Origin of the sequence: Mycobacterium farcinogenes (genome assembly GCF_019739075.1) — a bacterium.
Lineage (GTDB): Bacteria > Actinomycetota > Actinomycetes > Mycobacteriales > Mycobacteriaceae > Mycobacterium > Mycobacterium senegalense.
In genome coordinates this window covers 72,074-91,789 of the sequence record NZ_CP081675.1, presented here as the reverse complement: position 1 = coordinate 91,789, position 19,716 = coordinate 72,074, and the positions used below count along the sequence as shown (strand labels likewise).

The window sequence follows — 19,716 nt, the reverse complement described above, 5'->3', positions numbered from 1 at the left end:
AGAACGGGGTTGAGATCGTCATCGCCGTCGTAGCTGCCGCTGGTGCAGCCCGACCGCTGCAGACCCCAATTTCTCGTCGCCGCTGAGATTGGCCAGAAAAGTGTCCATCAAAACAGCGACCTCCCACGCTTCACACAGCTGAGGCACGAAACCCCCTGTTGTACAACGGACAACAAGAATTGACACAGCCAAAGAATTTGGCCTATCGCACACGAGCCTCAATACGCCCGCGAATTCACGATAAACCGGGTTTTCGTCAACTTCTACAAACGGCCCAATAGATTTCGGATGTGCCGTCTTTGCTGAACCTCTGGATATGGCCGCGACGGTAAAGTCCGCACAGGCTGCGGTAGACCTGCTCAGCGACCAACTGCGTGGCACAGTCCTTGTTGACCTGCCGGCGTATTGCGCTGGTGCTCAGAGGCTCGGCGGCTGAGTTCAGTACGGCCAGTATCTGCTTGTGTCGCGCATTGAGTGAGCGTCGGTGATTGCTGGCCACCACCGCCACCTCCAACCCGGTCGCGACGACGCCACCAGGGGCAGACCATGCCGGGCCACCGACGTGAACAACGCTCACCTCGCGGTGTGCCGCGTGCCCGTTGAAGGGTTCGGGCAGCGTTGAGGTGCCGGTGCTGAGCTAACCAAACCGGGCCGTGAGGTACTTGCAGTGTCCTGAATGGATCCGCCTCCGGCACAACGCATACCAACGCTTGCGACCGTTTTGGCCGGTATCGTCATCCTCCACCACGGCAGAGGCTTGCTGCGGCCACAGCACGGGCACACATCACCGACCAGGGCTACTGATTCGACACGGCAGGAACCGCAGGGCCACGCCGCTGTATCCATGGAAGTGGATGGCCCGCCCGAAGGTACCGGCGGTGGCGATACAACACACGGCATATCTCCGCCGGGCCTCACACCTGCCACAGACTCACCGACACTGTCGCGCAACACGACACGGTGGTACGTGCCCATTCTCATCTCCCGTCCGATTGAAACGGCACCAGTCAGGCGCTGACAGACCAGCTCGAAACGGCATCAGTCGCGCTGTCGTAGCAGAACCCTGTCGGGAACCGCTGACCGGCCATGAAGGCCTCCAGAACATCGTCAGGCCACATCTGACTACCCCCAGCGCCGCCACTTCGCTGCAGCAAGCTGGCCAGCAGTTTTGGTTGTTCAGGACAGCGACCATCCCAACCAGGCTCGGTCTTGCCCCAGGTGTGACCCGTCTCGCGGTTGATCTTGGTGTGAAGCTGCCGCTTCAACGTCTCGTAACGAGCATCGGTGATCAGACCCGAACGCCACAAATGAGGAATAAGCGCACCGATCGCCACGCCCCACTTCCGTTTCACCCCCGCCAGATCAGTGATCGTCGGCTCAGCCGACAGCTCAGCAGCCAGCGCCGAGGCCGGCGCCAGCAACTCGCCCGCGAAACGCTCAGCCAGGTCCTCAGTATGCGGACTGCCCACCGGACTCCAACCAAGCACCAAGTGACCCAACTCATGAGCCATGGCCCAGCGAATCAGCTCCCACGAACCGCCCTCGCGCAGCACGACCACCGGCCGCTGGTCGCGATCTCCCACCCACGCCGACCAGCCCAAATGATTCTGCGGCAACACCCTGTCCAACGACACACCAAGTCGATCTCCGTGCATCACGACCACAGCCCCGGCCCGCTCAGCACAACCGATCATGTCACCGACTGGCGCATTCGCCGATATACCCATGCAGCGCCGTACCGCCGCCGCAAGCAGCCCCACCGAAACCTGCCCACCAATAGTCGGCAAGGTCACTATTGGAAGCGGCACACGCTCACCAAGAGAACTCACGAATTCGCCCACAGCAGCGCTGAATTGAGCAGCGAACTGAGTTCCCGCCGTCGGTGCCCGCTTCGTAGGACGAAACGTCAGCTCAGGCAACCGCCGCTGCATCGGTGGCCGCGTAAAAAAATCCACCGGAAAGTGCAACACCTCGGCCAGCGCGCTCACTTCACCGACACTCAAGACAGTCGAAGGACCCTTCTCCAAGCGGGTCAGCTTCGCACCACGCCAGCTCATGTGCTTGAGCACCGCGGTTCCAGCCGACTGACGCAAGATCCGCGCTTGACGAACCCGCTGCCCATACACCACCACGGCGCTGGGTTCGGTGGCAAACTGCTCACTCATCACGATGTACGCCGACCTCCTACCGGCAGAGGCCGAGGCTTGGCACCTGAAATGCCTTGGCGGCCAGAAGATGCCAAGCCTCGAACCATTCCACCCGGCACGAGGGGGAGACCGGGCAATACTCACCCTAAAGCCGACCCCGCGAAAGTTCTACAAAGCCCCTGACCTGGACAAATCCGCACACCCGGCGCTATCGACGTCCACCACGAGCACTACGAACAGACGGCGCTCCAGGTCGTCTTATCGACCATTTCCGGCCACCCAAATACGGGCCGCGACCCGGCGACCGCACAAGGTCGCGCCGCCCCGTACTGGTGCGCCTCCAGCTAAAGCGCCACCCGTTCAGCCGCCACCACCGCATACGCAGCATCAGCAAGATCCGGCACCGAATCACTCATGCGGACAAGAGCTTCCAAAATCTGCGAAGCGATCCAAGAACCGCGATACAAGTTCTGCATCGCGGCGTGTGACTCGGGTGGCCCATAGTCGCCCTTGCCTGGCCGCTGCGTAGAAGCGAGCTGCAGCTGATTGCGACCAGCGGTACGCAACTCTTCAAGCAACGGATCCGACAGTTCTTGTCCCATACCGAGTTTCCCAATGGCATCATGCCCACAGGTCGGCAGATGCATCTCCTCGGTCACCAGGCGGCGACACCTATCGGCCAGCTGAGCAATTGCCCGACGAGGATCGCTCACGTCCCGCAGCTCTTTGTACAACTCGTGATCCAACGAACTCAGCCGGTGATAACGCCCATTGCCCAGACCCGGCACCTCATCAGTCGTGGGAATCGGATTCGTACCGATATCGGCCGACAACACGGGAACGTTCACCCGCTCCGCAGCAGTCGTAGACCCACCTGTGGCCAACCCAAGCAAGCCACCCTTACCCCCAGCGACTCGCGCGTTGGCGTACTCCACCATCAATCGAGTCACATCCCCCCACCCGAACCACCGCCGCAAGAAATCTGTCGGCAGAACCGGATCAGTCATCGCCGGCAACATCGAATTCGGCAACACCACCGTCGAGGGAACGAACCCCTGACCCTCATCGGATACGAACAGCATTTGAATGCCGCCGTAATCCTCGAAAAGCCCAACAGCCCAGTCGATATGCCAGCCCTCCCTACGGCACGCATGTTGCAACTCCCACACCCGCCGCTGCGCCGGCGTCAGATCCACCGACGCATACTTCTCCGCCAACCCTGCACCTCCCGCCCCCGCAGCAGTCGCACCAGACAACATCGCCGCAGGCGCCCCCGTACCACCACCCTGCTGCGATCCACTCCCGGTACCGCCGGCAGGCGTCGTCGCCGCACCACTGCCCGCACCTGCCGGCCCCGCCGCCGTCTGAGACGGGCCCGCACCACCTTTGAGATCCGAGCCAAACGGAGGAAGCGGACCCGAGCTCCCCACCCCACCAGGTGCATGCCCACCCATCGCACCCACAGGCGCCACCGGCGGCACACCCGAACTCACACCCGTAGTCCCCCCTGACAAACCGGTCCCCTGCACGCCAGGACTCTGAGGCGTCGACGACACAGCCCCCATCTGACTCGTCATCGGCGCCCGCGCCCCCTCAGCAGGCAGCAACGGCTTCACAGCAGCAGCAGGAGGTGCACCGCCCGCCGACGCACCCGAAGTGAACCCTTTCGCAAAATCACTGACAGGCCCGCCAGACGGCGACGACGCACCAGCAGCAGGAGCCTTAGGCCCCGAGCCCACATTCCCAAGCCCCGAAGCCCCACCACCCTGACGACCCAACCCACTCAAACCAGAAGCCCCGGAACCACTCCCAGAACCAGAGCCAGCCTGCGAACCCCCACCAGCCGCAGCCAGCGGTGAAGCGGTCTGCCCCAACCCCTGCCCCGCAGCAGGACCGACACCCGCCTGGTCCGACCCGCTTGAGCCGCTCGCCGTATCGGGGCGATGGTCTCCGGAGGCGTTGCCCGGCGTAGTCCCCTGAGCCTTATCATCCAGTCCCTCGGTCGTCTTTTTATGCTCTGCCTTGGAGTCGTCCTCCGAGGACATCTCTGAGCCGCTCCCGGCGGCCTCCTTACCAGCGCTCTGCCCGGTTGCCTCTTTGCGTTCACCGTTGCCGCTAGAGGCCTTTATTTCGTTGTTGACCGGCGTTACTTGCCCGGGTTTGTGTTGGGTGCCTTGCCCGTTGGGCGGGCTGAACTGGGTGAAGATGGTTTTGGGAATCGTGGCGTTGATCGCCTCGACCTCCGCAACGGCTTTGGCGGACGCGGCCTCTGCTGCAGCAATAGCTCTCGTCACAACCGTCACCTCCAGCATTCCGTAGGCTGCCGGGAGGGTTGTTCTCAGGGCTTCCTGTGCCTTCAATTCCGCATGTGCGTCGTCGTCGATGCCCATCAGCGTCAGCATCAGGGTTTCGCCGATTCTTGCCCAGGCTTCGGCGTTAGCGGCCTTCTGACCCCGAAATGCGGCAAGGTCTCGCCAGCCAGACTCTTCCTGTGTGTAGGCCCGAACGCTGGCGTCTGCGAAGAAGCCTTTCTCCTCGGCCATCACCTCGATATAAGCGCGCCGCAGGCCGCGGGCGGTGTCTAGCGCTGTCTGCTGGTCCGCGCGGTGGTCAGCCGCCAGATCGCCCAGCGTGCTGGGACGGATATCGGGCCAAAGCGGCCACGAGATTAACCGTGAATGCTGGTTGTTGGGCTTCGACAATGCCATAGCCCTGAGCCTACGGCCGTGGGTACTAGATCTGAACTGGTCGAAAACCTTATGGGCGGACTGGTTCGCCGATCGACCGGCAGTAGGCGTTGATGGTTGTCCCGGTATGCGCGGCGTCGTTGAAGACCCAACTCGTGTCTGCGGTCCACCACTGGTCGTGCTTGACGACACTTACAGCAACAGTAAGGTCAACTTCTCTTCGGGCGGTGCGGTCCAGCCATCCGTCCTTGCTTCCGTTGTCGGCGGCTTTGTTCAGTGCGGCAGTCATCCGCTCTGCCCAGCCTGGCACCCACGCCGCGAACTTTTGATACTCGATTCCGCTGGGCCCGTTGTCGATTACAGCCGCCGGGGTCATGTCCATGTTTTCCGCCCGCAGCGGCCTCATCGAGATGCACCACTGCTTGTCGATATCTTCCGAGAACATGAAAGGCTGCGCCGCGGCGGGGGCAGGTGGAGGCGCCGCCGGTGCGGGCCTGGTGAGTGTGACGATCAGCGCGACCACACCGCACACCAACCCTACGGTGCCGACCATGGCCCCCAGGATCCCAAAGATGTTCCTTGGCCGCCGAGGTGCTGGAAGCTGGGGCGCGGGATATCCAGGTCCGGGTGTCGGGTACGGAGCTGGCTGCTGTTGACCTTGCGGGGGCGCAGGCGCGTGCGTCGGATACGACATGCCTTGCGCGACCTCGGTCATGCATCCACGTTAACGGCCCTGAGCTGCACTGTCCACATCGATACCGACCGCTGTGTCCTCTCCTGACCACGCAGCTGTCGGGCTGTCTGATCCGCCCCGGCGTGTCTGGAGAGTTCTTCCGTTGGGAAGGATGGGCACGTGGGATCGAAGTCATCGAGGCGGTATCCAGACGAGCTGAAGGTGCGGGCGGTGCAGATGGTGGCCGATCTGCGCAGCGAGACAGTTTCGGAGTGGGAGGCGATGGGCCGGGTTGCTGACCTGCTGGGCGTCGGTACTGCCGAAACGGTGCGCAAATGGGTCCGCCAGGCTGAGATCGACGCCGGCTCTCGGGCGGGGCAGACCAGCGAGGAATCCGAGGTCCTGCGCAAGCTGCGCCGGGAGAATGCCGAACTCAAGCGGGCCAACGCGATCTTGAAGGCGGCCTCGGTTTTCTTCGCCGCCGAGCTCGACCGGCCCTCTCAGTAGTCGTGGAGTTCATCAGCGCCCACCAGCACATGCGGGTGGGCGTTGATGGTCTCAAGTGGGGTGTCGAGTCGATGTGCGCTGTGCTTTCCGAGTACGGCGTCACGATCGCCCCGTCGACGTATTACGCCCACCGCGCCCGTCAGGGCCCCTCGAAAGCCGACTGGGCCGATGCGCAGGTGATCGATGCGATCTGGCAGCTTCGCCAATCGCAGAGTCTGTACCGAGTCCTGGGCGCTCGTAAAACATGGATTGTATTGCGCACCAATGGTATCGACGTATCGCGCTGTGTCGTGGAACGGGTCATGCGGGAGATGGGTTGGCGGGGTGCGTGCAAGCGCCGGCGGGTGCGCACCACCGTCGCCGATCCGGCAGCGACGCGAGCCCCGGATCGGGTCCGGCGTAATTTCGTCGCCGGTGCGCCTGACCGATTGTGGGTGGCCGATTTCACCTACTGCCGGACTCGTGCCGGCTGGGCCTACACGGCGTTCGTCACCGATGTCTATGCCCGCAAGATCGTGGGTTGGAAGGTGGCTACCGAGATGACCCAGAAGCTGGTGACCGATGCGATCGACCACGCTATCGACACCAGAAAGCGTTCGGGTGCAGCATCTTTGGATTCACTTATCCACCACAGCGACGCGGGCTCGCAATACACCGCGGTCGCGTTCACCGAACGTCTGGCCGCTGAGGGGATCCTGCCTTCAGTCGGATCCGTCGGGGATAGTTTCGATAATGCTCTGGCCGAATCGGTGAACAGCAGCTACAAGACCGAACTCATCGACCGCCAGCCGCTCTATCCCGGTGCCACCGAACTGGCGCTGGGGACCGCCGAATGGGTGGCCTTCTACAACCGTCAGCGACCCAACGGCTACTGCCAGGACCTGACCCCCGATCGGGCCGAAGCGCTCTACTACCATCGCCAACGGCACCCTCATGCCGAGGAGGCACTCAGATAAGAGAACCTCCCGACATGCCGGGGCGGATCAGTCGAAAGGGTATGGCGAACGACGGGTGGGGGCTGAATCGATCAGAATTCACGTCCTCTTGCCGTGGTGACGGTGTTCTGCGCGGGCGTTTGGGTGATGCCGCCAGGTCTCCTGTTCGATTGAGGCATGGCGGCAATGTCTTGCCCACCCGCTAGAAGATCCGCATATGACGCAACGTCGCCGCCTCAACAAATGGTCTCGTGTGCCGGCCAATCCCATCGGTGGCGGTGACGGCAATCGGATCGACTCCGGTCTGATCGTCGGCGCGTCGCAGCCACATCGCCCAATTGTCCAGCGTGATACCCCATTTCGATGGGTACACGATCCCGTGCGGTCTATCGCCGTTGGCGAGCACCACCGACTCCCGAACCCACGTGGCGATCCCCGTGGTCAACTTCTTGTATTCCTCAGAAGAGCTCGTCAACTCGCTGACCGTGAGCTGATCGATCCCGCACTGCGCCACCAGCGAGCTGAGCTGCTTGGAGACGACCGACAATGATTGGGCTCCGGTGATGTTCACAAACCACCCACTGCCGGGCAGCCGCAATTCATAGAGCGATCGCTCTTCCCTCCATCCCCGCGGGATCGACCGGTAGGCCATGGCCCCGTGGGCGGGCAGTTCCCGGGCGACCTGCTCGGCGAACGTCGCGGCATCGTCGGGGCCGACGTCGTCGAACAACTCCTCCATCGGCGTGGCCGGGGGATCGGGCGTGATGTACTCGAGCACTTCGACGAACGCGCCGGTGGCCGTCGAGCACCCATAGATGGTGCGCCCCAGCGTGTCCCACCGCGACCAGCCCTCGACCGGGACGCCGCCGAGCTCTCGCGCCGGAGGATTGACCGGTCCGTAGTCTGTGCTGGCGACCCGGTAGATGCTCTGGCCGGCGCTGGCAACGATGTTCAGACCTGTCGCCGCGCAGACGCCAACGTCAAAGGACGTCACCCGCACCTACCCCCTCTACACAGCGATCCGGCTGAGTATAGGGACGGGCCAGGTCAGGCGTGATAGGTGTCGGTGATGAATGCTTCGACTGCCCGGTAGACCTCGGGAATCCGGTCCTCGCGTACGAGCTGTGCCGGGGTGAGGCCGTCGAGTCGCGGGTTGGCCGAAATCAGCCAGTTGCGCGCCACCTGATCGTTCTCTGCGTCCTCGATCGACCGGAACACGGCGTGCGCCGCGGTCAGGCGCCGAGCCTTTTCGTCGGAGGGTTTGGCGTGCGTCGGGTCATTTGGGGGAGCGGCCCACCTGGCGGGCATGGCGCGGCTCTTCGAGCCGGCGATGTAGGCGGTCAGGGTGCGACCGAGCCGCGCCAACAGGTAGGCGACGACCTCGTGAGTGTCCATGCGGGCGGTGTCGTTCGCAGCTTTGACCAGTACGTCAGCCATGTTGTAAACACCTCCTCACCATGTATCAACCACAGAATACGTCTAAATAGTCCGGCCAGTATCCTCGTAATGACCACTGACTGTACGCGCTCTGGCCGGAAAGTGCAGCAACCGGCACTCGCACACTCGCACAGCGCGGCTCGCGGCGCGGTCCTGTTTGCTGTGAGCATGCGTTGTCTGTCACCTCGGCCGGTCAGCGGAGCCCGTAACTCAGCAGTCGTTCGACCGGCACACTCTGACGCCGAGGACATCCCTCGTGTCGTCTCGACAGCGACCACGAACTGAGGCCTGGCTGGGTCCTACCGAGCGGGGGCGGGGATGCCGAAGCACAGGTCGGTGTCGACGTTCTGGTTATCCCCTGGTTGCGGCACGCCTGAATCTTTGGCGCCGACGATGATGGGCAGTGCCGGCTCGGCCTGTGTGGCAGCTGGCGGCGAGTAGTAGCGGCCGTGCTCCGCATCGTCGCTGCCGTTGTCGGGATGTTCACGCTCCCATTGGAGACGATCGATCGCGGCCAGCGCGCGTTGCCTCGCAGCCGCCATCTCTTCGCTGCTGTGATAACAGTGCGTTCCCGGAGCCAGGAGTTGGTCGAGATCGTCGTCGGCGGTCGTGGGCGAGGAGCCCGACCAGAACGCTGCGACGAAGACGACGATGATCGCGCCGGCCAGAATGAGCACGACAAGGATTCCAAGGGCGTTGATTTCACGGCTGAGGTAACGGTGCCGGCTGGTGGTGCGGTCGCTCAGCTCGCTGAGGTCACGGCGTAGAGCTTCGATGCTGTCGGGTTCTGGTGTGTCGGCGGTGTTCTCGCTCAAGGCGGTTACCTATCCAAATCTCGTTGTCGTCGCAGATCAGATGTAGCGTACGGATGCCTGTTCGCCGGCTGCCTTGTCGTCGGCGGCCTCGATCGTGGCGGTGCCGATGCGCCGGCTTGCGCTGTTGGATACTGATCTCACGCCGAGCTGGCCGCTGCCCGCGGTATCAATCACCTCCTGTTCGACAGCGCCCGTCACCACGGCCGCGTCGAACGGGGTCTTTCCCGCCATTCCTTGAGGTGCTGATTTTTTGGCCAGGCCGTTCGCTGACTCCTGCTCAGCCCTGCTCGTGGTGGCATGAGCTTTCTCAGGGTCGAGTTGGACCTTGTCGCCACCTGCGGGTGACCCGGCACCAGCAAGACCATTGCCCGCCGGTTGTGCGAAGGCTGAGGCCATAGACGGCAGTGCCTGCGCTGCTTGCATCGCTGGCTGCAGGCCTTGGCCCAGCTGGCTTGGAAGCTCACCAACTTTCGACCCGATTTCCTGGATGGGCCCCAGAAAACTTGACGGATCCATGCCGCTGAGGGGGTCGGACCCGTCGAGTCCGGACACACCTTCGGTCGGGTCTACGGCAAGGGGCCAATCGCCACCGGCGGACGGATCGCCACTGGCAGAAGGGTCATCCGCCGGCCCGCTATCGTGTGCTTCAGCGCGGTGGGCCTGTTCAGACTCCGTGTGCGGGTGGTCGTGGTCGTGGTCGTGCTGCGCCTCGACCGCCCGTTGTGGCGGCAGTGGTTTGTCGGCCATGCGATGGTCCTCCTGAGGTCGCTACCAGAATCTTAAGGGCAGGTCCGCCCCAATCGATCACAGCGCGATCAAAGCGCTATCGGCGTTCACATCGGCGATCTGCGGATCGCACTTTTGCGCCTTCAACACCAGCGGCGCCGCGCGGCGCAGGTCTGCCTCGCACAATGTGCGAGCTAGGCGGCGCCCATCCGGTGTGCTCCGGTCGATCAGTGAGTCGCTCATCGCCCGGTTCTTCATCCAGATGGAAGCCTCCGTCAGCAGCATGCGAACGAAGCGCCCGTTGGCGGCGCGGTCAACCAGTAGACGCGGCTCCCCGCCGTAAGGATTGTAATCTTCGTATTTGCTGGTCAGTTCGGTGAAAATCGCGGCCAGGTATCCACGTGCGCTGGGATCGAGAATCGCTTTAGAACTCAGCCGGGCGATCACGTCGCTGATCGAGAGCATCTCCTCGGCCGAGTACGACGGGAATTCCAGCTGCACAGGGAACCGGCTTCGCAGACCTGGGTTCGCATCGAGCATGGCGTCGATGCGAAGCTTGTATCCGGCCAGGATGATCATGATGTCGCGGCGGTGCTCTTCAGCGAAATTCATGATGGTATCGAGAGCTTCCACACCGAAATCATTCGTGGTCTGCGGTTTCCACAACTCGTGAGCCTCGTCGACCACGAGCGTGGCTCCACGTGCCCGCTCCAGCCACTCGCTGGTGCGCTGCGCTGTTTGACCGATCGCCTCGCCCACGAGGTTCATGCGCGTTACCCGATACACATCGGGGAATCGCAGCAACCCCAATCCGCAGAAAATCTTGCCGGTAGCCTTCGCTACTGAGGTCTTCGCCGTGCCCGGTTCACCAACGAAAGTCATGCAGAGACTTTCGATTTCACCGACCGGCTCACCAGCCGCCCGCATCTCCAAGTCAAACTTCTGGGCAGTCTTGAGCTGTTCTATCCGATCCTTAACCACGACCAGACCCACATGGGCGGCAAGCTCGGCTTCCCCCTCAGCCAACAGCTCCGGGTCGCCGATGCGGCGCATCTCGCGCTCGAGCTCCTCCAGCGATGGTGCACTGCTGGGATCCCACCGGTTGGTGCGCGCGTTGATGACATCTTCAGTGATGACGGTCAGAACATAGCCAGAGTTATCCAGTGCTGCTTTGGCTTCCGGGCTGGTTCCGGTGGCCGCTGCCTTGGTCAGCCATTCAGTGGCCTTCTCGGACTGGCTCAGGCTGCGTAGCGCCAGGCCCGCGGTCAGCGCCGCAGACCCTTTCGTCGCTGGCTCGCCGTGCAGGTATGCAAATTCGGCGAGCTCCACCGCCCGCCCGAACTGTCCCATTTTCGCGGCCGCCTGTGCGGTGAGCGCATCCACGGTGGCCGCCATCGTCACATCGGCGGGGCGTCGGCCCTGGTCTGCCGTGGTGAGCACATCGGTCCAACGTTCGGTAACCGCGTACAGGATCGTCGATATCAACGTCACGTAGGTGTTCTCGGGTTGGTTGAGTTCAATCAGCAAATTCTCGGCGTCATCGAAGCGGCGGTCACTGACCAGCAACCCGGCATACCCGGCCGCCAGGGCCGTCTTGCTGGTGATGGTGAAATTGCCGCCGATCGGTGTACGCACAATGGGCGCCAGATGGCTGTCGGGCACTTCCAGGCTGCGCACTTCCCGATACATGTTGCGGGCATGAGTGTGCGCCGCGGCCAGGACTTGGACGGTGGAACCTTGGGCATAGGCCAAACCCAACCAGGCATCACACATCGTCGAGTCAAGACGGGTGGCCTCACGAAAGCACCCCGCCGCCGTGGCGGCATCAGTCCTGCTGGTTGCCACGCCCGGCAGCAACCCCAGGTGCCGCAGGCCTTCGGCGAACTTGCTGCTTGCTGTTGTCGGCATAGATTTCAGCCTCCCGGGTTGAACGTAGTAGCCGCTGAGAACGCCAGACTCACAATGCCGGAGAAATACACCCCAACCTCCCACACCAGCACCCCTACGGCAGCGCCAAGGGACCAATACCAAGGTTTCATTGTTATTCGCCTTCCGGTGTTGTCTGAACGGTGGGTCCGGGTCCGTCGTTGCTCGGTTCGCGATTGGCCGTGTCGGCCGCCACGTCGGGCAGACCCGGCACGGCCGGCGTGCTGTCCACGTCCCCGCGGCGCGGAGCCCCATCATGGTCGGGTTGGTGATCATCGGTCAGGTACCGCTGGGCTGCGTGTGTGACGCCCGCACCCCCACCGCCGGCGCTGGGGTCCTCGTTTTCGCCGTGGCCACGGCCACGGACGCGTTCGGCGACACGCTGGGCCACCGCGGCCTCCGGGGCCGCCGTGGCCACTGCCGCGTCGGCCGCCGCTTGAGTGCGTGAGGTGGTAGAGCCCTGCACTTCTCGGCTGTCCGGGGCTGAGGCGGTAGTGGGCACCACCGTTTCGGGAATGTTGTCGGGAAGGGTCGGCACGTCGGGATCTCGGGGGCTGTTCTTACCCTGCCCATCGCTATCCTCGTCGTCGGCGCTGTCTGATTCGCCCTCGCCGCGCGAATTAAGCCAGTTATGCGCCCATTCGCCGGCCGATTGTCCTTTGGCGAAGGTACCCAGCATGGCCGCTTGCGCCGCTGTCGCCGGGCCCGACATGGCCTTGGACACTTTGCGAAACGACATGGTGCGAAACGATCCCGTGATTTTCCAGAACGCGACGATCGCCGCCGCCGACAAGATCGTCGCCACCAGAAACTTCACCACCGGATGGTTGATGCCCGTGCGTGCTGCGAACTCCTCTCCCGTGGCCGAGATCATCAGCACCGCAATGAATGAGGCGAACACGGTGTAGGCGAACCATTCCAACCCGGCCATGCCCAAGTTCTTGATCAACTGAATCCACACACGTTGTGTCGGACCTGGAATCGCCCCCGGACCGCTCATCGGTACAACACTGATGGCGTAGGCACCTGCCTTGAAACCCACTTCGACCTCAGCGACCACCACGTAGATGATGAACAGGCCCATCACGGCCGCCAGCAGCCCGAAGATCCCGACAGCCGCCAACGCCTCCCACGCGAGGTGTTCAGCGTAATCGGCCGCGTCGCTATCGCATCCCCTGATCTTATCCAGCGCCGCAGAGCTATCAGCGGTGGCCAATGCCTCCTTGTAGGCCCCGTCGCACTGCGACCCCAGGACGTGGCCGAAGTTGACCTGCATGAGCGGCCCCTCCTGCAGGGAGGTCACCATGCGGGCCATCGCATTGTCGAGCTGGGCGGCACCGGTGGCGCCCGGCAACGCCCCATTGCGCGCAGCGGCCTCACCCACCTGAAATCCCAAATGCCGAATGGTCGCCAGTAGCCCCGTGTCGGGCGAGTACAGATCGCCCACAGGATCAGAGAAGAACGCCAGGCTTAACAATCCGACCCCGAACGCGGCCGCCATCATCGCCATGCCGCGCCCGCGTTCACCCAGCATGAACACCACACCACCGGTTGTCAGCCCGACAACCAAGCATGCCGGCAAGATGCCCAGCTGCACCACCACCTGCACCAGCGCCGTGAACAGGGGCGCGAACAGCGCCGCGAGCCACTGCAGCCACACCATCGACTGCGCGAACTTAAACAGCCACAGGATCAGGGACATAAATAGCAGAAAGCAGGCCACCGCACCGGTCAGCAGGCCCGCCGGAAAGGTAAAGGTGACAATGTCTTTGAAGACCTGCACGATCGCTAGAATGACGTCGAAGAACCCATTTCCGCGCCGATCCGACAACGTGATCAGATGCATCGACGCCGACGGGATTCCGCGCAGGCTGTGCAGCCCGGTCCAGCCCATCATGTTCCCTGAGCGCGATACCGCCTCGGTAGTGTCATCGGCGCGAGCAATCGCGGCCTGCGACTTCATCATCCACGCGCACACTAGATAGCACACCGTATAGATCCGGATGGTCCAGCGCAGCCGCGGCGAGCGGGTGTACCACCACGCCGCGATCACGCCGCACCCCGCTGACCATTGCTCGGCTTACCGTCCCCGTCGCCGCTCTTTTGTTCGTTTGGGTTGGTGTTGAGTCTGTCTGCCAACTCAGCAGTCGGTGCGCCCAGCAGCTTGCCGCGCCCGACCCGACGGAACTCGTCGCGGAAAAAGCACTCACCCTCACGCCCAGATATCGTCTTGCCGAAATCTGACATGGCCATATCGAAATCATCAGTAGCCATCGACATTTCGAGGGTGTCATTGAGCTCCGGCGGTGAAGTATCGTCAATGTAGCGACGCACCACGTCGGGATACTCGGCCTCGGTGATCCCCATGAACCGCTCCAGATGAGCCTTGGCGACATCATCTTCATCGAAGCGGGTCAGGATCGTTTGGGTCACGAACTCGGTCCCCATCTTCCTGCAGTCGTTGATCAGGTTCTGGCTGATCACGACAAGGCCAGTTTGCAGGCGCCGGGCCTCGCGAGTGATCTTGTGAGCCCGCTTGCCGCCGGCCGGGGAGTTCAAATAGCCCTCGGCCTCCTCAAGCACGATGAAATCGCTGCTCTGCGAATCGTTGAAGAACAACTGCTGCGACAGTTCGGCGCAGATGCCATAGATAGCCTGCCCCGCCCGCTCGCGCCGCGATATCCGGCTCGCTAAATGCTCGGTGTCGTTCTCGGTGCTGGTGGGCAGCGGAATGCCGGCCATGTTCCACACCAGTCCTGAAAGCTTGCTGATATCAGGGGCTTCCAACAACTCATCGGTGAGCGCCCGCATATACGAGCGGTTGGACAGCACCTCGAACTTGTTGAGCATTTCCCGGTCGGCGTCAGTGCTGGCCTCTCGCCTCAACACTTCCACCAGCCGGTTCCAGCTGCCGATGCCGTTAGTGTCGCGCGAGGCGGGTTCCAGCAGCAGCTCCAAGCGATCACCCTCGCTGCTTTCTGCCGGATATCCCAACAATGGCATGAGATGGTCGACGAACACCTCCCCGCCGACGTCGGGGCTCAGTAGGCGCAGCAAGTCCATGGAGACCTTGCCGCCGGCCACATCAATCACCTTGACCCCAGGCTCCCGCCCGATCGCCTTCTCCCATTCACGAGTATCAGTGGGGTCCACGACGTGAATCCGTGAGCGGCGCTTCATCAGTCCGATCACAATCATCTTCGAGCAGTGCGACTTACCGCCACCAGGTGATCCACCGATCAAGATCACGCCCACATGTCCGCGCCCCGAGGCCCCCTGCAGGTCCAAGAGCACGATCTCGCGGCGCAACGTCGAATAGTTCACCAGCAGCGGTATGCCTGTGGAGTTGCCCAAGCCGGTGGAGATCAGCGGCACGAACCGAGAGAACTTCGTCGGTGTCGTCGGATGGCCCATACCGTCGAGTCCGGCCTGCTTTTCGTTGCCGACAGCGAAAATCTTGATCAACCCGGCCTGTGACCCGGGGAATGATTTCAACGTAACTCGCGAGCGATCCATGATGTTGAGCAACGCCTGTTCCAGGTGGCGCGCTTTGCTCAACGAGTCCGCCCCGGCAGCGAACACGACATCGACGTTCATGCCCTTCTGCCCAGGTTCGGCGCTGAGCAGATTGTTGTACTCGCGCAGATCCTGCATCTGGTGCTTGAGTTCGTCGTCATTGAGCGCTGCGATACCGCGCTGGCGGACCTGGTCTCGAATGTTCTTGGCGGTACTGGTGTTGTGATTCTTCTCGTCCTGCACGTGGTTCAAGCTCAGCCGCATCGCGCAGTTCACCCGGCCCAGGGAGGGGTCGATGTGGTCGATCAATTTGAAGATCTCCGAGCCAGGGAATCGCAGTTTCTGGGCGCTGAACAGCGTCAACACACTCTGATAGCTCGGCCTGATCTCGGGGTTGTCCGGGCGCGTCACTTTCAGGATCGATTCGTCGCGCCGGCCGCCGCGGGGGTGGAACTTGGCGCGCCGGAAAACACCGCGCGCCGGCACCGTCGGTGCCGGGAACGGGTCGTTGAACGCACCAAGGGAGCAGAACTGATCCCAGAACCACTCTTGCTGCGCTTCGGTGACCGGTGTGGGTTTGAAGTCACGCGGCAGCCCCCGCACCATCGTGTCTGCAGTCTCCCGCCAGCCCTCCAGCGTGGTAGCGGCTTCACTGTCGGCGCCGGCCAACCAGTTCCGGAAACGTTGCTTTGCAGAGCCTTTGGCGTACCCTTCCAACCCGGCATCCACAGGCATCGCGATCCAGAACAGACGCTGATACGGCGCGTAGGCCCGGAAAGTGGATTCATAGGCCTGCACGTGTTGAACCCACGGATCCTGCAACTCCCCCGCGACCGCGCGCCGCAGCTGCGCCGGGCTCAGGTGACCCCAGAGGGCGCGTCGCATGATGAAGTCGATGTCAGTCGGTGCGGCCACCAGATACAGCAACGTCCCCGACGGCAAGGCCTGTGTGAGCTGGCGGTGCAGCTCTGCGAACCGGCGGCGACGTTCCTTGCGCTTGAACATGTATGGCATGCCGGATAGCAAATAGTTTGCGTAGACGCCACCGTCACAGACAGATAGGTTTTTCTCTGCGAATTCCGGGGGTTGTATTTGCACAAATAGACGCTAACCCCGGTATGCCCGAAGTGCTACAGAGCTACTTTCGTAACGGTTTCTTGTAGATTCCGTCGCCCGTGTCGACGATTTGAGGGAACCAGCGGCGCACCATCCACACGAACCGCGTGAGCAGAGGCGGCCGGCCCTTCTTGATCTGCCGTGCCGCCGCCACCGCGCCCGCCGAGATCATGACACTGAAAATGCCCTTAGTCAGGGGATCGTTATCGAGGTTGATGATCACCCAGAACACAGTCCAGGCAAAACCTAGGACACCGATGACCAGATCCACTGGGCCCCATGGCCCCAGAGGGATCTTGAACGAGTCCGACTCCGAGATCGATATCGGGACATCCCGAAACGAGCTGAACAGCTGCGCTGAATCCTCTTGCGCCATAACGAGAAGTCCTTAGCTGCCGTACGGGGTGCCGCCGCCGGGCGGAACCACTTGCACCGTCCGAACACCTTGGCTATTGAGCCAGCCGCCCAGCAGGCTGTAAGCACCCCAACCCGCGCCCACAATGCACGCCACCAAGATCACCCCGAGTGCTGATGCCACCGCGGCGCCAATACCTCCATGCCTGCTCATCATGCTCTTCACCGTCACCACTGCACCGACAGCGAAAACCACCGACACGCCGGTGATCACGACCTGCACCGCCGTGCTCTGTATGAACGAGAACGGGTTCACCGCCGCAAGAATCTGGGTAGTCATCAGGAATTCTCCTATCGGGTAGAGGTCGGTGAGGATGCCGCGGATTCGATGGCGTCTGCGCTTACGTCGACCAGCGGCATGTAGTCCAAGCGCGACACGGCCCAAGCGCCCTTGGTGAAAGTGACTGTCAACGGGTAGGTCATGGGCCAGTCCAACACTTGTTCGGTTTGCACTGTCACCTGAGCCAGCACCTGCCGTTCGGTACCCTCAACGGGGTTGTCCGGAATCGGTTGAGTAGCTTCGAGTTTGGTCAAGAACGCCGTTTGATAGGCCCCCAGAGGCCCAATCTGGGCGGTCCCGGTGACGTAATGGGCCAGCTGCCCTGCATCGCTGGTTGTGAGGAACACCGTGAAGAATCCCGCCAGATCGGTGGCCAGCGGGGCTCCGCCCTTGCCCGTCTTCACATCAGGGGTTGTCACTGCGTAGCTGTAGAGCGTTGCCAACCTGACCCCAGCCGGCGGCCCCCCGAGACGCTCTGGAAGGCTGACACCAGCCGGACCGTGATCCACCACGCTGACCGGCACGGCGTAATAGGCACGCTTAGCAGCAGCCCCCGCGTACGGGCGCTCCAGCGTCGTCAAGAACACGGTGTACAGCTGCGCGGTACTGGTGGACTGGCGCTTGTCTTCCAGCGTCGTCAACGCCAGCGGCGTCGTGATGAAGATCTTCGGGGTCTCCGGCAGCGCGTAATCGTCAGGCAAAGGAAAGCAATCTTTGAGCAAGTCCCGCTCCGCGGTAGTGGCGATTTTAAACAGCGCAAAGCACTCGATCGCCCAGGCGGTGGCCACCGCGCTCTCGTTCGATGTCGTCTGAGAGATACCCCGCACATTCGGACCCTCAGGCGGACGTATCCAGCTCCATGTAGTGGACGTGCCAGCAACTATCGTGCAAAAGCTCAAATAAATGGCCAGCAGAATCCCAACAACTTTACCGAACAGTTTGAAACGGTTCTTCCAGGTCCGCGTCATGCCACTATTCCCTCATGCCGTCCGGCAAATCTCTACACACCACATTCTCAGTTCGGAACATGGCCTATCACCTCGATCCGGCTGGTCGCGAACGACTGATCGATCGCATCGCGCAAGCCCGGATCCGAGGAAGCGTTAGGTGCATCCCCGGTACCTGGGCTACCCGGTGAACTCGACCCGTCCGGGCCGAACAAGCCCCCGAAAATTCCGCCACCCGAGGGTGCCGAGTTCTGCGGCACCTGATCTGTGGGCGGCCGGGAAGTCTGCACCACGATTCCCCGAATCCAGCGAGTGCGGATGTTCTCCACCGGCACCGTCGCAATGCCTTTCACGTTCTTGGTGTCCTGGTCGACATAGCGGCCCTTGACATCGTTCATGAACCACCACCGGATCTTGGTGATGATGCGGTGCTGGCCCCACTCCTCCTTGCCGCCCGGGCGTTTGGCCAGCCAGCCCGGCGCCAGCTTGATCGCCACCGCGGTGATGTCATCGGAGAACTTCAAATCGATCGGCTGCCCCAGTCCCAGCCCCGGCCCGTAACACACCCACGCGCTGTCGCCGGTGGGATCTTCGACGTTGCGTGCTGTCGTCGAGCCTTCCCCGCAGTCGGCGGAAGCCTCGAAAGGCATGGACCGGTCCGTGCTGGCGGACTCAGTCGCCGAAACCGGCGGTGTCGTCACAGAACCGGCGACGTTGACCCTGCGCTGAGGTTCGGGTGCGGCCACAGCCGCAGTATCTTTGCTCAACACATTGACCATCACGATGATCACCACGGCCACAAACACACCGACACCGCCCAACACCGCCAAGGTGGTCTTGGTACGCCCATTGACCGTGCTGTCCTCATCTGAATCCTGCTGCCTGCCCGCAGGTTTCTCGATCTCGGATTGCTCGATGGCTACAGTGGAAAACCGGTCCCCGAAATCCTGGTCATCGTCGTCATCTGCTGTCGGCACGTTCTCGTCAGCACTCGCCTCGAGCTGGTCCTCGTCAAGGATCACAATGTCGTCGTCGCGGCTATCCCCGGCGGCGGCCTCCGGGTAGATGCGCCGCAAGAACTGTGCATCGGTCTCGCTCATGGCGTCTTCGGGTAGGCGCGGGTATCGAGCACCAGGGCGCGACCCACACCGCCGCCCGGATGCCGGCGCCGGTACTGCTCGAAAATCGACTCATCCGCGTCCTTCCCCGATGCATCAGGGCCTGGCATGTCGGCGAGCTCCGCGCCGCGGTAACGCGGACCCACCAGCGGCACGTCTTCGGCCGGTACATCACGTCGCGCTGAGTCTGTCGCGGATATGGGCTGAGCCCCAGCCCAGCGCCATACCCCCTTGGTGCCGGCCCACATCAGCGCACACACCGCCCCCACCACAGACACGACCATGACAATCAGCACCGTCACCGCACCCAAAACCAACGCGATCAACGGCCCTGCGATGGCCCCAAAGATGAAGATCGACAACAGAACCTTCCACATAGTTCGGATCGTAAGCCCGGTTCAGGTGAAGTTGAACTGCGCCAAAGCGGCGATAGGCTCGAATTGTGCTCACTGTCGACGCCCGTCTGGATCAG

At 62.6% G+C, this 19,716-nt stretch carries 16 protein-coding genes; 1 reads left to right on the top strand and 15 read right to left on the bottom strand.

The window, feature by feature from the left end; genetic code table 11:
* Positions 1 to 1,007 precede the first annotated feature (1,007 nt).
* The 3 genes from K6L26_RS31445 to K6L26_RS31435 form a co-directional block, all read right to left on the bottom strand.
* Entirely contained in the window at positions 1,008 to 2,165 is a 1,158-nt protein-coding gene (locus tag K6L26_RS31445) for an ImmA/IrrE family metallo-endopeptidase (protein WP_221853650.1), read from the bottom strand.
* A gap of 326 nt (positions 2,166 to 2,491) precedes the next feature.
* Positions 2,492 to 4,855, bottom strand: a complete 2,364-nt coding sequence (locus K6L26_RS31440) for an EspK C-terminal domain-containing protein (RefSeq protein ID WP_221853649.1) — start codon at positions 4,853 to 4,855, stop codon at positions 2,492 to 2,494.
* A 49-nt stretch (positions 4,856 to 4,904) separates the two neighbouring features.
* Positions 4,905 to 5,357, bottom strand: coding sequence for a hypothetical protein (locus K6L26_RS31435; RefSeq protein ID WP_221853648.1), 453 nt, complete (start codon positions 5,355 to 5,357; stop codon positions 4,905 to 4,907).
* 387 nt (positions 5,358 to 5,744) lie between these two features.
* Between K6L26_RS31435 and K6L26_RS31430 the strand changes: the two genes are divergently transcribed.
* Positions 5,745 to 6,970 (top strand): IS3 family transposase gene (locus K6L26_RS31430; RefSeq protein ID WP_085976171.1). Its coding sequence is split into 2 segments (ribosomal slippage): positions 5,745 to 5,976 and positions 5,976 to 6,970, totalling 1,227 coding nucleotides; the frame shifts between segments, so codons are not numbered across the junction.
* A gap of 181 nt (positions 6,971 to 7,151) precedes the next feature.
* Here K6L26_RS31430 and K6L26_RS31425 read toward each other — a convergent pair.
* The 12 genes from K6L26_RS31425 to K6L26_RS31370 all read right to left on the bottom strand — a co-directional run bounded on the left by K6L26_RS31425 (position 7,152) and on the right by K6L26_RS31370 (position 19,621).
* Entirely contained in the window at positions 7,152 to 7,943 is a 792-nt protein-coding gene (locus tag K6L26_RS31425) for an RES domain-containing protein (protein ID WP_221853647.1), read from the bottom strand.
* Positions 7,944 to 7,996: 53 nt separating this feature from the next.
* Positions 7,997 to 8,386 (bottom strand): antitoxin Xre/MbcA/ParS toxin-binding domain-containing protein, encoded by a 390-nt coding sequence (locus K6L26_RS31420; protein WP_221853646.1) that lies wholly within the window; start codon positions 8,384 to 8,386, stop codon positions 7,997 to 7,999.
* A 299-nt stretch (positions 8,387 to 8,685) separates the two neighbouring features.
* Entirely contained in the window at positions 8,686 to 9,201 is a 516-nt protein-coding gene (locus K6L26_RS31415; protein WP_221853645.1) for a hypothetical protein, read from the bottom strand.
* 36 nt (positions 9,202 to 9,237) lie between these two features.
* Positions 9,238 to 9,948: a hypothetical protein gene (locus K6L26_RS31410; protein ID WP_221853644.1), complete on the bottom strand. Its 711-nt coding sequence runs from the start codon at positions 9,946 to 9,948 to the stop codon at positions 9,238 to 9,240.
* Between the two features lie 57 nt (positions 9,949 to 10,005).
* A complete protein-coding gene (locus K6L26_RS31405; protein ID WP_221853643.1) occupies positions 10,006 to 11,835 on the bottom strand; it encodes an AAA family ATPase in 1,830 nt (609 codons plus the stop codon).
* Between the two features lie 133 nt (positions 11,836 to 11,968).
* Positions 11,969 to 13,906: a hypothetical protein gene (locus tag K6L26_RS31400; protein ID WP_221853642.1), complete on the bottom strand. Its 1,938-nt coding sequence runs from the start codon at positions 13,904 to 13,906 to the stop codon at positions 11,969 to 11,971.
* Positions 13,903 to 16,374 carry an ATP-binding protein gene (locus K6L26_RS31395; RefSeq protein WP_221853641.1) on the bottom strand — a complete coding sequence of 824 codons (2,472 nt, stop codon included), beginning with the start codon at positions 16,372 to 16,374 and terminating at the stop codon, positions 13,903 to 13,905. The genes K6L26_RS31400 and K6L26_RS31395 overlap by 4 nt, the downstream gene beginning before the upstream one ends.
* A gap of 133 nt (positions 16,375 to 16,507) precedes the next feature.
* On the bottom strand, positions 16,508 to 16,756 hold the full coding sequence (locus K6L26_RS31390) for a hypothetical protein (RefSeq protein WP_221853640.1): 249 nt from the start codon (positions 16,754 to 16,756) through the stop codon (positions 16,508 to 16,510).
* Positions 16,757 to 16,873: 117 nt separating this feature from the next.
* Positions 16,874 to 17,179 carry a hypothetical protein gene (locus K6L26_RS31385; protein WP_221853639.1) on the bottom strand — a complete coding sequence of 102 codons (306 nt, stop codon included), beginning with the start codon at positions 17,177 to 17,179 and terminating at the stop codon, positions 16,874 to 16,876.
* A gap of 11 nt (positions 17,180 to 17,190) precedes the next feature.
* The gene (locus tag K6L26_RS31380) at positions 17,191 to 18,147 is read right to left on the bottom strand and encodes a conjugal transfer protein (protein WP_221853638.1); all 957 of its coding nucleotides are present in this window, start codon (positions 18,145 to 18,147) and stop codon (positions 17,191 to 17,193) included.
* A 47-nt stretch (positions 18,148 to 18,194) separates the two neighbouring features.
* A complete protein-coding gene (locus tag K6L26_RS31375) occupies positions 18,195 to 19,226 on the bottom strand; it encodes a hypothetical protein (protein WP_221853637.1) in 1,032 nt (343 codons plus the stop codon).
* Positions 19,223 to 19,621: a hypothetical protein gene (locus K6L26_RS31370; protein WP_221853636.1), complete on the bottom strand. Its 399-nt coding sequence runs from the start codon at positions 19,619 to 19,621 to the stop codon at positions 19,223 to 19,225. Before K6L26_RS31370 ends, K6L26_RS31375 begins: the two co-directional genes overlap by 4 nt.
* Positions 19,622 to 19,716: the final 95 nt, after the last annotated feature.

Coding starts and splice junctions, on each gene's coding strand:
- K6L26_RS31445 (WP_221853650.1), bottom strand. CDS start 2,165: ATGAGTGAGCAGTTTGCCACCGAACCCAGCGCCGTGGTGGTGTATGGG.
- K6L26_RS31440 (WP_221853649.1), bottom strand. CDS start 4,855: ATGGCATTGTCGAAGCCCAACAACCAGCATTCACGGTTAATCTCGTGG.
- K6L26_RS31420 (WP_221853646.1), bottom strand. CDS start 8,386: ATGGCTGACGTACTGGTCAAAGCTGCGAACGACACCGCCCGCATGGAC.
- K6L26_RS31410 (WP_221853644.1), bottom strand. CDS start 9,948: ATGGCCGACAAACCACTGCCGCCACAACGGGCGGTCGAGGCGCAGCAC.
- K6L26_RS31405 (WP_221853643.1), bottom strand. CDS start 11,835: ATGCCGACAACAGCAAGCAGCAAGTTCGCCGAAGGCCTGCGGCACCTG.
- K6L26_RS31395 (WP_221853641.1), bottom strand. CDS start 16,374: ATGTTCAAGCGCAAGGAACGTCGCCGCCGGTTCGCAGAGCTGCACCGC.
- K6L26_RS31385 (WP_221853639.1), bottom strand. CDS start 17,179: ATGACTACCCAGATTCTTGCGGCGGTGAACCCGTTCTCGTTCATACAG.
- K6L26_RS31380 (WP_221853638.1), bottom strand. CDS start 18,147: ATGACGCGGACCTGGAAGAACCGTTTCAAACTGTTCGGTAAAGTTGTT.
- K6L26_RS31375 (WP_221853637.1), bottom strand. CDS start 19,226: ATGAGCGAGACCGATGCACAGTTCTTGCGGCGCATCTACCCGGAGGCC.
- K6L26_RS31370 (WP_221853636.1), bottom strand. CDS start 19,621: ATGTGGAAGGTTCTGTTGTCGATCTTCATCTTTGGGGCCATCGCAGGG.